Here is a 13,379-nt window from a genome sequence, read left to right as displayed (position 1 = left end):
ATTATCGGTCAAAATTTTTATGGATTCCAAATTTCTACCGTCAACTATGAAAATATTGCAAGCTACAAGTTGGTGGCAAAATAATCGGGTAATATTACGAGAATTTAAACACTTTCGAGTTGTGGCTATTTTAGCTATCGTATTTTCGGCTTTAGCTGCAAGTTTTGAAGGGTTTGGTTTAGGATTTTTGCTGGTGTTCCTGCAAAGCCTAACTACTCCTGGTTCTGAACCTGTGAAAACAGGGATAGAGTGGTTTGATATTTTGATTTTAGGAATTAATGGTTCAGCAACGGAGCGATTATATCGAATATCTGCTTTAATTGTTGTTACAACCTGTATGCGGGCATCCTTTAATTATATAGGACAGATTTGCATCCAGTTTAGTGAAATCAGTTTAGTAGATAATCTGCGTAAACGAATTTTTCAACAGTTAGAGGCTCAAACTCTCAATTATTTTAGTCATAAGAAATCCGGGGAATTAGTTAATATTCTTACCAGTGAAATGGAGAGAATTAGACAAATTTTTGGTGGACTAGCTTTTTTAATCACTAGAAGTTTTACGCTGATTGTCTATTCTATTTCTTTGTTTATACTTTCCTGGAAACTGACTATAGTTTCTATTTTACTATTTAGTCTTTTGGCGGTAGCATTATCTACCTTAAATAAACAAATTAGAGAACGTAGTTTTGCGATTACTTCCGCTAATGATAATTTTACTGCTAGGGTGCTAGAGTTTATCGAAGGTATTCGCACAATTCATGCTTTTTCTACTCAAGAATTTGAGCGAAACCGCTATTATCAAGCCAGTGAAAAAATTGTTAATACTTGGAAAAGTGTTTATTGGATTTCTTTGATAGTTAAGCCTTTGGCTGAGAGTATATCTACGCTAATTCTGATTAGTATGATTATTGTGGCTTTAGCCACAGGATTAATGAAAGTTTCGGCTTTGTTAACTTTCTTTTTTGTCCTGTTCCGCATTATCCCTATGACTCAGGATTTGAATGGGGTAGTGGCTTTTTTAAGTACCCAAGCGGGAGCAGTGGAAAATATCAAGGATTTGTTGAAACCTGATGATAAAATCTATTTTCAAAATGGCGCATTAAGATTTCCTGGTTTTAGAAGATCAATTGATTTGGTGTCTGTAGATTTTGATTATAGTCTTAATCAACGAGTTTTACATAATATTACTCTCTCAATTAAACAAGGGGAAATGACGGCTTTAATTGGTTCATCTGGGGCTGGTAAAACCACACTTGCAGATTTAATTCCTCGCTTTCATGATGCTACTGACGGCTATATTTATATAGATGAAGTTGATATTCGCAAATTTGACATTAACTCTCTGCGTTCTAAGATAGCAGTTGTGAGTCAGAATACTTTTATTTTCAATACTTCTGTTTGGAATAATATTGCTTACGGGACACCAACAGCTACAGAAGCAGAAATTAAAGAAGCTGCACGATTAGCAAATGCTTTAGAATTTATTTTAGAAATGCCGGAGGGTTTTGATACGCAATTAGGAGATAGAGGTGTGCGGTTATCAGGTGGACAAAGACAAAGAATTGCGATCGCTCGCGCATTGCTGAAAAACCCCGAAATCCTGATTCTAGATGAAGCTACAAGTGCCTTAGATTCAGTGTCTGAGCGGTTAATTCAAGAATCCTTAGAAAAGCTATCTGTTGGGCGCACAGTCATTGCGATCGCTCACCGTCTTTCTACTATAGCTAAAGCAGATAAAGTTGTAGTTTTAGAACAAGGAAAAATCGTAGAACAGGGAGCATATCAAGAGCTACTTCAACAACGTGGCAAATTTTGGCAATATTATCAAATTCAAAATGAAGTGAGATAAACAATAATTCAATTTTCCCATAGTTTATTTTCTCATCCTCCAATCAATGTTAAATATTAACTCCTCCGAACCTTTGGTGAGCGTCATTATCCCCACCTATAATCGCCCAGAATACCTGAAACAAGCCATTAATAGTGCTGTTAACCAAACTTATCAAAATCTAGAAATTATTGTTTCTGATAATTGTAGTTCTGAAAATCCTCAAGCACTAATTGAATCATTTCAAGACTCACGGATCAAATTTTGGCGACATGAGCAAAATATTGGGATGTTAGCTAACCAGTTTCATGGTTTTAAAATTGCTACAGGTAAATATGTGGCTAGTCTCCATGATGATGATATATGGAATGAGGATTTTTTATCTAAACTTGTCCCCAATTTAGAAGCAAATCCCGATTTAATTTTGGCATTTTGTGACCAATATATTATAGATGGTGATAGTAAAATTAATGTAGCTGCCACTGAAAACAATACCCGCAGTTATAAACGTGATCAAATCACTCCCGGAGTTCATAAAAATTTTACTCAAATTGGCTTAATTGATAAAAGTATTCCCACTGCGGCTGCTTGTGTAATTAGAAATGGAGTGCTTAATTGGGATAATATTCCTTCAGAGGTTGACGGAATGTGGGATTTATATTTAACATATCTTTGTTGTATTTCTGGCTATGGAGTTTACTATGTTCCCGAAAAATTAACCCAATATCGAGAGCATGAACAAACTGATACTATGCTCAGTGGTAGTCGCAATGTTCAAGCAAAAATCCGTAAAGGTAAAAGTGAGATATTCTGTTATCAAACTTTTATGGAAGATCAACGGTTAGAGGAATTTAAGTCCTACTTTAAAACCAAATGGCTAGAAGCTAATACAACTTTAGGAATTGGCTTATTACGAGATCAAAAAATTACAGATGCCCGCCGTTATTTCTGGCAAACTTTAAGTGAACAAAAATTCAATTTACGAACTTTAGTGGCTTTAATTATTAGTTTTATTCCTACCAATCTAACGAATAAAATTTGGAAAATTTCCTAATTTATTCAGAGGGAACAAGGAACAGAAAAAACTGGCGTTGCTGAATCGAGGTATGAAATTCCCAAATTGAATCTTTAAAACTCAAACCTCAGTGCGTCTTTGCGCCTTTGCGTGAGACTAAAATTCATACCCTTAATCAGCAACGCCTCTATTCCCTGTTCCCTTTTTTTTGTAAATCACAAGAGGTTATCAGTGAAAATTTGTATTGTTACCCACAAAATCAGAAAAGGTGATGGTCAAGGTAGAGTTAATTATGAAGTAGTTCAAGAAGCCATTCGTCGTGGTCATGATCTGACATTATTAGCTAGTGAAATTGCCCCAGAGTTAGCAGAAAATAGTGCTGTTAATTGTATTTATATTCCAGTAGAAGGGTATCCTACGGAATTTATTCGCAATTTCATCTTTGCTCAAGAAAGTGCCGATTGGTTGCGTAAAAATAGAGCCAATTTAGATTTGATTAAGGTCAATGGCGCGATTACTATGGGGGCAAGTGATGTGAATGCCGTGCATTTTGTACATGGTTCTTGGTTGAAATCGCCTGTGCATATTTCCCATAAACGTAAAGATTTGTACGGGTTATATCAATGGTTATTTACTGCGGCTAATGCTTATTGGGAAAAACAAGCTTTTCGGAAATCTAAAATTATTATTGCTGTCTCAGAAAAAGTTGCCCAAGAATTAGTAAATATTGATGTACCTCGTTCACAAATTCGGGTTGTTGTTAATGGTGTAGACTTACAAGAATTTGCTCCTGGTGTCAGTTCTCGGACGGAATTGGGATTGCCTGAGAATGTTAATTTGGCATTATTTGCAGGTGATATTCGCATTTCTCGTAAGAACTTAGATACTGTACTTCATGCCTTAGTAAAAGTTCCTGAATTACATTTAGCAGTTGTCGGTGGTACTCAAGATAGCCCTTATCCGGCAATGGCAAAGGCATTAAATATTAGTAAAAGAGTGCATTTTTTAGGTTATCGCCGTGATATGCCCCAAATTCAACGGGCATCAGATTTATTTGTATTTCCATCCCGTTATGAACCTTTTGGACTTGTAGTGATTGAAGCGATGGCTTCAGGTTTGCCCGTGATTACCGCCACTACTACTGGTGCGGCTGATTTAGTTAATCCCGACTGTGGCATCGTTTTAGACGATTGTGATGACGTTAATGCTTTAGCCGATGCGCTTGGGTTGTTAAATAGCGATCGCTCACTGCGTCAAAAAATGGGTAAAGTTGCCCGGACTATTGCCGAACAACATAGCTGGTCAACAATGGCACAAACCTATCTAAATATATTTGAGGAGTTAATCACCCATGAGAAACACAGTTCTCATTCCCACCTATCGCCGTCCTCAAGACCTAGCCCGCTGTCTGAAAGCACTGCAACAGCAAACTAAATCAGTTGATCAGGCGATCGTTGTTGTCAGAGATACAGACACAGAAACTCAGCAATTTCTCCAACAATTTCCGCCCCACCTCCTCCCCTTACAGATTGTCACCGTCACTCAGCCGGGAGTCGTCTCCGCCCTCAACGCCGGACTGGCACAAGTACAGGGAGACATTCTTTCCATCACCGATGATGATGCCGCCCCCCACCCGGATTGGTTAGCAAAAATTAATACTCACTTTAGCGTTAATTATGCCGTTGGTGGCGTTGGTGGTCGTGATTGGGTGTATCAAGGAGACAAACTCGAAAATGGTTCTCGTCCCATAGTTGGTAAATTGCAATGGTGGGGGCGCGTCATTGGCAACCACCACTTAGGAATAGGCGCACCCCGTGAAGTTGATGTTCTCAAAGGTGTGAATATGAGCTTTCGTACCCAAGCGATCGGTAAACTGCGATTTGATGACAGAATGCAAGGAACAGGCGCACAAGTACATTTTGAAATGTCCTTTGCCCTCACCCTCAAACGTACTGGATGGAAAATAATTTATGATCCCAGCATTGGAGTAGATCACTATCCCGCCCAACGATTTGACGAAGATCAACGCCACAACTTTAACGACACCGCATTAATTAACCTAGTCCACAACGAAACCTTAATTTTATTAGAACATCTTTCCCCCCTGCGTCAAATTATATTTTTATCCTGGTCAATTTTAGTTGGTACAAGAGAAAGTTTAGGAATATGTCAATGGCTGAGACTATTTCCCCAACAAAAAGAAATCGCCAGTAAAAAATTGCGAGCATCCTTACGAGGAAGATGGTTAGGATATCAAAAATATAGAAAAATAGGAAATCACCATCTTAGTTATTAATTACCCCAACCGACAACCGAGATCCCCGACTTCTTCAAGAAGTCGGGGATCTATCTCCTAACTAAACTTTTTATAGAATATTCAGATCAAAATGATTTCCAAACCAACACTTTTCAATACAGTTTTAAAAGAACAATTTTCTCCCCAAGATCGATCAGCCCAAAGTTGGATTATCATTCTTGCTTTTATCCTCCTGATCACAGCTTGCTACTTTACCAGTACGGGTAGTTTACGCCTCGTTTTTCCCGCCACTGCTTTTCTAGTAGCGGCGTTTTTATACTTACGGCATCCCATCCACTATATCGGCTTCACCTGGTGGATATGGTTTCTCACCCCCTTAATCACTCGTTTAGTTGACTATAAAATTGGCTGGGACCCCACCCGACAAATGTTAATTGCACCTTATTTAGTCGTATTCCTGACCATATTCACCTTTTCAAAACATCTACCTAGCAGTCTTCGTCAAGGGGGACTGCCATTTCTTTTAGCAGCCATAGGAGTTTGTTATGGATGTTTAATAGGTTTAATTTACAATCAACCACTCCCTGTAGTTCGGAGTTTTTTAGATTGGTTAAGTCCCATAATTTTTGCTTTTCATTTATTTTCTAATTGGCGAGATTATCCCAGTTATCGTCAGCACCTGCAAAGAACATTTATTTGGTGTGTACTCATCCTGGGAGCTTACGGTGTCTATCAATTTGTTGTCGCTCCTGAATGGGATAGATATTGGCTAATCCAATCGAAAATGTTTACCAGTGCTGGACACCCAATTCCTTTTGGAATGCGCGTTTGGAGTACATTACACTCACCTGGTCCATTCGGAACTGTCATGCAAGCTGGTTTACTATTATTATTTACCAGCACTGGTCCGTTAATTTTCCCCGCTTCTGCTGTGGGTTATTTATCATTCTTACTTTCCCAAGTGCGGACAAGTTGGGGCGGCTGGTTATTAGGAATAATTATGATTTTTGGTTCAGTAAAACCCAAAATTCAAATGCGATTAATTACCATAATTTTAGTAATGTCAATCTGCGTTATTCCCTTGGTGACTATCGAACCGCTTTCTAAAGTTATTACCACTCGATTTGAAAGTTTTTCCAATCTCGAACAAGATGGTAGTTTTAGAGATAGATCCGCAACTTATGACAGAAACCTGAATTTAGCTCTTTCTAATGTTGTCGGTAACGGCTTTGGAAATATCTGGAAAGTGAATGAAAAAACTGGACAAATAGAAGTCATTGTTATTGATAGCGGCATTTTAGATATGTTTTTTACCTTGGGTTGGATTGGTGCTATACCCTATATTAGTGGGTTAGTATTAATGCTAATTACCGTTAGTAATTATACAGAAGGTCGTTTTGATAGTTTTCTTAGTGCTGCCCGCGCTATTGGTATCAGTTCTTGCGCCCAATTAATTATTTATAGCGGGATGCTGAGTATTGCAGGGATGATTATGTGGGGATTTTTAGCAATGGCTATGGCAGGTCATAAATACTACAGCAGACCACAGAGTTAAATTAAAACCCCTTCCTTAGCAATCTTGAGATCCCCCTAAATCCCCCTTTCCAAGGGGGACTTTGACTCTAGTTCCCCCTTTTTTAAGGCTACGGTGTACACACAAGTGGTATCTGCAAGGGTTTCAGGCGTTATAGACCCCTGAAATTGTCATTACGAGCGCAAGTGATCACATAATCCCGTGGTTTTTGCGATTCCTAGGTCGCGCTAGTTCCCTCCGGGACGCAATGCGTTCGCTATCGCTTCGTTATTCCTCCTCTGTGGGAAACGCTATGGGAAGGCAATGAAAGACTTCCAGAGCGATTCCTAGGTCGCGCTAGTTCCCTCCGGGACGCAATGCGTTCGCTATCGCACAGCCTAAAATTAGATAACGAAACCAAGTCATAGGTGGAATTTTAAGACTTGTGTGTACACCGTAGTTGTAAAGGGGAGGGTTAGGGAGGGGTAAAATATTTGATACAGCAATCATGACTTTTCAAACACCCTCTTATTCATCCTGACTTCAATCATATAACCAAGTATTTTGAGAAAAATCTTCACTATCTTGATTGGGCTTTTCTTGCAGTCGTTCTACTGATCTATGAGATTTTTTGTATTGGATGGATTTGGAAATTTGACTAGCTTGTTGACTCATCTGTGGATAAGATGGTTGAGTAGGTTGTTTTAAAACCTTGATTTCTTCTAGCAACTGAGAGTTAGAATCTGCTAATTGTAATGCGGTTTGTTTTGTCTCGTAAAGTTCCCTCGTTAAACGTTCTACCAATGCTTCTTTTTCTGAAAAAGCTGTTTGTAAATCGCTAATTTGTTTGATTAAAGTGGATTCTTTTTGTTTTAATGTAGAAACTGTTTTTTGCAATTCTTTAATACTGGCTTCTAGTTCTAACTGATTATTGATGGGAATAACAGGAGTATTATCTGTTGGTACTTGGGTTTCCAATACTGCTTCAGCCGAAACTTCAATTACAGGTTCACCTTGTAGGGGTGTAAATTTTGTGGTTTCTTCTTGTATTAAGTTAGAGAGATTTTTTTTAAGCATTACTTTATGAACTCCAATTACGCCGTCATTATTTAATTATACGTCTTGAAGTGACAACAAAATCTCAAATTCCCAATTTCTTGGAAAAATTGACTAAGTAGGTGAACACAATAAAACCAAACTGTGTAAAGAAATGTAAAATCGCCCAAAGCTTCTTCACTCTTGCCTCTTGCCTTTTGCCTTGCCATAACGACAATTTCCAACGCCAATCTACTTAGACACTAAGCCAGTTTTACTCCTGACTCCTGACTCCTGCTCTATTAGTCCAGATAATAGGTAAAATTAAGATGTTTACTTATCTATCCTTTTTCTGTTTTGGCTACTATACCTTGTCCTCGTTGTCATCAAATTATTGATAGTCAAGCAATTACTTGTCCTCAATGTCGCTTATTGCTGAAAGCTTACGGACATCCTGGTATTCCCTTGCACCACGCTCAAGGAAATGATTATTTATGCGACAGTTGTAGTTATCATTTTGATCATACCTGTAATTTTCCCCAATATCCCTATGCTCAAGATTGTCCTCTCTATCAAAATATGGAAGAAAGTACATTAGAATTGCAAAAGCAAAATTCTCGTTATAGCTTGAGTATCAGGGTTAATAATTGGATAAAACGCCATCAAACTCTGTTATTAATACTAGCTTTGTTATTAGTTTGTTTATTAATAACCTTGTTTAATGCTTGATTCTGATGGTATTAGCTGTCTCCTTAAACTTGGTTTAATTCTAAGGTTTCTGGCATAGTTTCCACAGTTGATAAAATCTCTTCCTCAAATATTTCTAAATCAAACCAAAAAGTAGTACCGATACCAACTTCACTCACCAAATTTACTTGACTATGATGCCTGTCCATAATGTTTCTAACAATTGATAAACCTAAACCTGTTCCTTCTAGAGTATGAACTCTATTTTCTACACGAAAGAATCGGTCGAAAATTGCTTGTTGATCTTCTGGTGCGATACCAATTCCTGTATCACTAATTTCAATTCTCACTTTACCAGCATGATGCTGAGAATAAGAATTAGCATCTAGTTGATAGGCACGAATAACTACCTTACCACCGGCTAGAGTAAATTTAAGAGAATTACCAATTAAGTTGCCAAATACTTGCAGCAATAAATCATAATTGCCGAGAACAAAAGGTAAATCAGGATTAAGTTCTTGGTATATTTCAATGCCTTTATCTTTGGCATTAAGCTGATAGGTACGTAATGTCTGTTCTATTGCTTGTGGTAAATCTACTTTATCAAAAGTGTAATTTCGACCTGATTCAAGTTTTGATAAATCTAAAACGTCATTAACTAAACGGGTGAGTCTATCAGTTTCATTATTAACTGTTTGTAGAAATTCTTTGCGTTCATCAATTCCTAAATCTTCACCATAATCATGCAGGGTTTCAATATAGGTTTTAATGTTAAATAAAGGTGTGCGTAATTCGTGGGAAATGTTGCTGATAAATTGGCTTTTTGCTTCATTTAGTTCTACTTCCCGGCTAATATCTTGAACGGTGATAGCTATGCCTTTAATACTTTCTCGTTGCAGGTTGAGAACTGTGGTTAAAACAATGCGAATTGTGCGTTGAGTTGGTTGTTTTAGGAGGATACGAAATTCGGCACTTTCACATTCACCGGCTGCCATTTCATACAAAGTCCGGGATATTTCCATTTGGACACTATGGGGTAATTGATGCAGTATATTACTACCAACAACATCCACTCCTTCCCAAGCAAAAATCCGTCTGGCGGTGGGATTGACTAATATTACTTGCATATTATTATCAATCAAGACTGCACCATCAGCAATGGTGGAGACTAAGGTTTCTAATTTAGCTTTTTCGGCAGTTAATTCTTCAATATTTTGTTCTTCATAACGTTCTAGCCGTTCTGCCATTTCATTAAAGCTGAAAATTAGTTCTCCTAGTTCACCACCTAGAGGTATATCTATCCGTTGTTTAAAATTTCCAGCCGCAATTTGTTTAACACCTACTAGTAATTCTTTAATAGGTTTAGTAATAGTTAAAGCATTAATTACTCCTGCTAAAATTACCATGACCCAAATTGTGATAAAAACGGCAATGGTAACATCACGGGTGAAATTAGTGGATATGACTGCGGTTTGATTAGGGTTAATACCAACTGCTAACACACCTAAGTATTTTTTATCTACTATTAAAGGCACAAATACATCTGTAACTGCGCCATCGGGGGTGTTATGCTGCCTAACCATTGGCTGGTCTTCATTGCCAGGATAATCTTCTGGTAGTTGGATATGGCGCTTAATAGTGAGGGAGTTTTCTACCTCTGGTTCCCAAAAAGGAAGACCAAAAAAGATTTGCCCAGTTTCATCGGCGTATAACATATAACGCACGCTAGAAGTGGCACTGAAAAAACGTTGAGAAAATTGGGCAACTTCAGTTAAATTGTGATCGGCAATGAAAGGGGCTACATTTGCCCCCAGGAGTAATCCTAGATCTCGACCAAAGCGGGTATCATTGAGACGTGCATCTTGCTGAATTGTGTTTATAGCCCAGAAGGTTAAACCACTCATGACTAAGGAAACCATGAGGGTGGCGACGGCTAGGAGTTTGGTCTGAAGGGTGAATTCTGACCACCAATTGGCGATACTTGCTGCAAGGGATGCGTTGCCTTTTGCCAGCGCAGCGATCGCTTTTGACGCGCCAGAGACACATTCATCTCGGAAATTTCTGAAAATAGCCAGCATCTTAAAATATAAGTGTTAGTAAGTAGTTGGACAAAATTAAATTCAATCGGGTCGTTAGGGAAAAGGGAACAGAAAGACAATGTGTGTAATTAATTTTGTCCGATTACCCCTTCTTTCCTAATTTAACTATGTTTTTGCAGTAATGGTGAAAACTAAGTTGAAACAGAGGTTATGTGATGTGACTATTACAATGTAAAATCAGTAATAATCTCAGGTTCAACATCAAGAATATTTTGACTTTCCCAGTTGGACTCACATTCTAACTCAGTAAATTATTTCCCAAATACTTGTAACCGAATTAAAATTTTTCTATCCTATTTATGACTTCTCCTGAAATACCCCGCAAATCACCCAGTCAAGCGATCGCTGCCAGAATTTTTCACGCTGGCAATGTCATCAGTTTATTTATTATGATCACCAGCGGCTTGCAAATTTACAATGCAAATCCTGTCTTTGGTGGGCGTGGTGGATTAAGTATTTTTCCCCTCTTTACTTTAGGTGGTTGGTTGGCTGGAGGCAGACATTGGCATTTTGCAGCCATGTGGCTATTTTCTATAAATCTGTTTTGCTATGGAATTTATATTTTTGTTACCCAACGCTGGAAAAAAAGATTTGTTAGCGACAAAGATATCAAGGCATTACAAAAAACTCAGAATCACCAACGTTTAAACTATGCTTGGCATCGAATTATTTATACAGCCATCATTCCTATTTTATTACTAGCAATATTTACAGGTATAGGAATGTATAAACCTGCTCAATTTTCTTGGATAGTTGATATTTTTGGCAGTTGGCAAGCATTAAGAATTGTCCACTTTGCTTCTGTACCGATAGTGGTAGTATTTGTCTGGTTTCATTGGCGGTTAGGGCAGAATGTAGGCGGCAATGCCTTAACAAAATCTATGTTTTGGTAAAAACTAGCAGCATTGAGGAATTAAAATGAATAATCATGAATTTGCACGGAGAAAGTTTTTACAAATTTCCGGTTTTTCGAGTATGAGTTTATTACTGGGTGGTTGTGGTACACCCATGTTTGCAGATTTTGTAGGTAAACTTTCTGAACCTCTCAATCAGAAATTTGAAGAGTTAATATTTCAACCTCAAAAGCCAGTTCCAGAATTTTTACCTAGTCAAATTGAACCAAGTCAATTAATAATTAATAGCTTTAAATCTACACCAATTATTGATTTAGAAAAATATCGTTTAATTATAGATGGTGAAGTAAATCATCCTCTGAGTTTGAGTATGGCAGATATTCAAGCCTTACCTCTCACTTCCATGATTATTCGTCATGTTTGTGTAGAAGGTTGGGCAGCAATTGTGCAATGGGGTGGCATTCGTTTGCGGGAAATTATCGCCCTTTCTCAACCTAAATCCCAGGTTAAATATGCCTATTTTAAATCAGCAGATGGTTATTATGAAAGTTGGGATATCGCTTCAGCTTTACACCCACAAACCCTATTAGCTTATCAAAAAAATGGTGCAGCTTTGCCTGTGGAAAATGGTGCGCCTTTGCGATTAGCCTCACCCATTAAACTTGGCTATAAACAAAGTAAATGGGTAACAAGAGTTACCCTCACCAGTAAATTATCAAATGCTAAAGGTTATTGGGAAGATATGGGTTATGAATGGTTCGCTGGATTGTAAGTGTAATCTTCAGATCCCCGACTTCTTTGAGAAGTCGGGGATCTATATCACTTTTTCACTAAAATATAGGCATTTGTATATTCAGGTAATTTTTGAATATATTGTTCAAAATCTTTTTCACTAGCAAAAGTTCCTGCTAAGAAATCAAGTTGATAAAGGTTGGGTAAAAATGCCCCACCTGTATCGGCAATTACACCCATTTTTAACCGTTTTTGATTGTCTTCAGTGACAATTATTCTGCCTAAACCAATGTTTAGCACATCTCCTGCAAATGTTACTCCTGGTTTGATGGATATTTTAGCATCTATTTTATATCCATAACCTTTAATTGCATCAACTTCTTGAAAATACCAATAACGCTTTTGTGCAGTGGCTTTTAGACCTCGAATATAGGACATTCCATTATTTTTGTCTACGTTTAAAAACTCTTTAGTTCCATCAGTAAAATTAACTAAAACAGTTCCCTGCATTAGTGCTGCCTCTAAACCATTGCGAGTTAAATAAGCAATAGGTTTAACTTTGCCAAATTCCTTACCTCCAGGTTCATAAATACCTGATAGAACATCTTGTTTTGTATATTGAGTGTAAAATTTATTTTGACTTACTTCTTCGTTAATAGCATAAATTGGTGTATTGTATTTAGAAGTTTTTTGTCGAGAACCGGGATGAATAAAAGCTGCATATTTAGTAATTCTTAATTTTTTCTGTTGGAGATTTTCTGGGTTATGGGCAGACCATTTAATTACGCGAAAATTGGCGTTAATAAAGTTAGGATCTTGTAACCGAGTTGTCCGCTTATTAGAAATATCTTCTTCTAAGACGACAATCATAAAATCTAATGTTTTTAGAATATCTTTAACGGTAACTCCTTGAGTTACTAAGATACCTGTGCGTTGAATATCGGGATCTTCTTGAGAGTATTGTTGAAAGTATTTTCTAGTATTGGTGAGTACGGTTAATAAGTCAGCCTGATTGAAATTTATGGGATTATTTGGTAATTTTCCTGCTGTCAATACTTGATTAGAATTAATACTATATTGATATTTTTGCCATTCATTAATAACTGAATAAAATGTGGACTTTTCATTATTTTTGGCATTTATATTAGATGGTTTTGGCGTAGGTAAATTATCAGAAGATACTTGAATTGGAGGATTTCCTATTTGGGATAATGATACATTTTTAACAATTTGTTGCTGTTGAATTGGTTGCTTGTTAGTGAAGACAATTACTAATAAAGCAGCAATAAATACTGTAATTTTGAATTTTTGATTAAATAGAATACGCATAATTCATGAAGACCAACAACGATTATGCCC

General features: G+C 37.3%; 11 protein-coding genes. 8 read left to right on the top strand and 3 right to left on the bottom strand.

Annotation, left to right across the window (positions count from 1 at the left end):
• Positions 1–19: 19 nt before the first annotated feature.
• The 5 genes from hepA (at position 20) to AA650_RS23765 (ending at position 6,655) form a co-directional block, all read left to right on the top strand.
• Entirely contained in the window at positions 20–1,849 is a 1,830-nt protein-coding gene (hepA, locus tag AA650_RS23785) for a heterocyst formation ABC transporter subunit HepA (protein ID WP_053540918.1), read from the top strand.
• Positions 1,850–1,895: 46 nt separating this feature from the next.
• On the top strand, positions 1,896–2,882 hold the full coding sequence (locus AA650_RS23780) for a glycosyltransferase family 2 protein (protein ID WP_053540917.1): 987 nt from the start codon (positions 1,896–1,898) through the stop codon (positions 2,880–2,882).
• A gap of 192 nt (positions 2,883–3,074) precedes the next feature.
• Positions 3,075–4,277, top strand: a complete 1,203-nt coding sequence (locus AA650_RS23775) for a glycosyltransferase family 4 protein (protein ID WP_053540916.1) — start codon at positions 3,075–3,077, stop codon at positions 4,275–4,277.
• Positions 4,195–5,139, top strand: a complete 945-nt coding sequence (locus AA650_RS23770; RefSeq protein WP_053540915.1) for a glycosyltransferase family 2 protein — start codon at positions 4,195–4,197, stop codon at positions 5,137–5,139. The genes AA650_RS23775 and AA650_RS23770 overlap by 83 nt, the downstream gene beginning before the upstream one ends.
• A 91-nt stretch (positions 5,140–5,230) precedes the next feature.
• Positions 5,231–6,655: an O-antigen ligase family protein gene (locus tag AA650_RS23765; RefSeq protein ID WP_053540914.1), complete on the top strand. Its 1,425-nt coding sequence runs from the start codon at positions 5,231–5,233 to the stop codon at positions 6,653–6,655.
• 501 nt (positions 6,656–7,156) lie between these two features.
• Here AA650_RS23765 and AA650_RS23760 read toward each other — a convergent pair.
• Positions 7,157–7,690, bottom strand: coding sequence for a hypothetical protein (locus AA650_RS23760; RefSeq protein WP_053540913.1), 534 nt, complete (start codon positions 7,688–7,690; stop codon positions 7,157–7,159).
• Between the two features lie 315 nt (positions 7,691–8,005).
• Here AA650_RS23760 and AA650_RS23755 point away from each other — a divergent pair, with 315 nt between their 5' ends.
• Positions 8,006–8,377 carry a zinc ribbon domain-containing protein gene (locus AA650_RS23755; RefSeq protein WP_053540912.1) on the top strand — a complete coding sequence of 124 codons (372 nt, stop codon included), beginning with the start codon at positions 8,006–8,008 and terminating at the stop codon, positions 8,375–8,377.
• Positions 8,378–8,400: 23 nt separating this feature from the next.
• Here AA650_RS23755 and nblS read toward each other — a convergent pair whose 3' ends face one another.
• On the bottom strand, positions 8,401–10,413 hold the full coding sequence (gene nblS, locus AA650_RS23750) for a two-component system sensor histidine kinase NblS (RefSeq protein ID WP_233455458.1): 2,013 nt from the start codon (positions 10,411–10,413) through the stop codon (positions 8,401–8,403).
• A 320-nt stretch (positions 10,414–10,733) separates the two neighbouring features.
• On the opposite strand from nblS, the gene AA650_RS23745 reads away from it, so the two are divergent.
• A complete protein-coding gene (locus AA650_RS23745) occupies positions 10,734–11,327 on the top strand; it encodes a cytochrome b/b6 domain-containing protein (protein WP_053540911.1) in 594 nt (197 codons plus the stop codon).
• 25 nt (positions 11,328–11,352) lie between these two features.
• Positions 11,353–12,060, top strand: coding sequence for a molybdopterin-dependent oxidoreductase (locus AA650_RS23740; protein WP_053540910.1), 708 nt, complete (start codon positions 11,353–11,355; stop codon positions 12,058–12,060).
• A 47-nt stretch (positions 12,061–12,107) separates the two neighbouring features.
• On the opposite strand, the gene AA650_RS23735 is transcribed toward AA650_RS23740, so the two are convergent.
• On the bottom strand, positions 12,108–13,349 hold the full coding sequence (locus AA650_RS23735; RefSeq protein ID WP_053540909.1) for a hypothetical protein: 1,242 nt from the start codon (positions 13,347–13,349) through the stop codon (positions 12,108–12,110).
• Positions 13,350–13,379: the final 30 nt, after the last annotated feature.

Origin of the sequence: Anabaena sp. WA102, from assembly GCF_001277295.1 — a bacterium.
Lineage (GTDB): Bacteria > Cyanobacteriota > Cyanobacteriia > Cyanobacteriales > Nostocaceae > Dolichospermum > Dolichospermum heterosporum.
The sequence above is the reverse complement of the archived record's forward strand: the minus strand, read 5'-3'. Positions and strand labels throughout refer to the sequence as shown.

Bases quoted from the DNA above. Each gene is read 5' to 3' on its own strand.
- AA650_RS23780 (WP_053540917.1), top strand. From the start codon at position 1,896: ATGTTAAATATTAACTCCTCCGAACCTTTGGTGAGCGTCATTATCCCC.
- AA650_RS23770 (WP_053540915.1), top strand. From the start codon at position 4,195: ATGAGAAACACAGTTCTCATTCCCACCTATCGCCGTCCTCAAGACCTA.
- AA650_RS23740 (WP_053540910.1), top strand. From the start codon at position 11,353: ATGAATAATCATGAATTTGCACGGAGAAAGTTTTTACAAATTTCCGGT.
- hepA (WP_053540918.1), top strand. From the start codon at position 20: ATGGATTCCAAATTTCTACCGTCAACTATGAAAATATTGCAAGCTACA.
- AA650_RS23760 (WP_053540913.1), bottom strand. From the start codon at position 7,690: ATGCTTAAAAAAAATCTCTCTAACTTAATACAAGAAGAAACCACAAAA.
- AA650_RS23735 (WP_053540909.1), bottom strand. From the start codon at position 13,349: ATGCGTATTCTATTTAATCAAAAATTCAAAATTACAGTATTTATTGCT.
- nblS (WP_233455458.1), bottom strand. From the start codon at position 10,413: ATGCTGGCTATTTTCAGAAATTTCCGAGATGAATGTGTCTCTGGCGCG.
- AA650_RS23745 (WP_053540911.1), top strand. From the start codon at position 10,734: ATGACTTCTCCTGAAATACCCCGCAAATCACCCAGTCAAGCGATCGCT.
- AA650_RS23765 (WP_053540914.1), top strand. From the start codon at position 5,231: ATGATTTCCAAACCAACACTTTTCAATACAGTTTTAAAAGAACAATTT.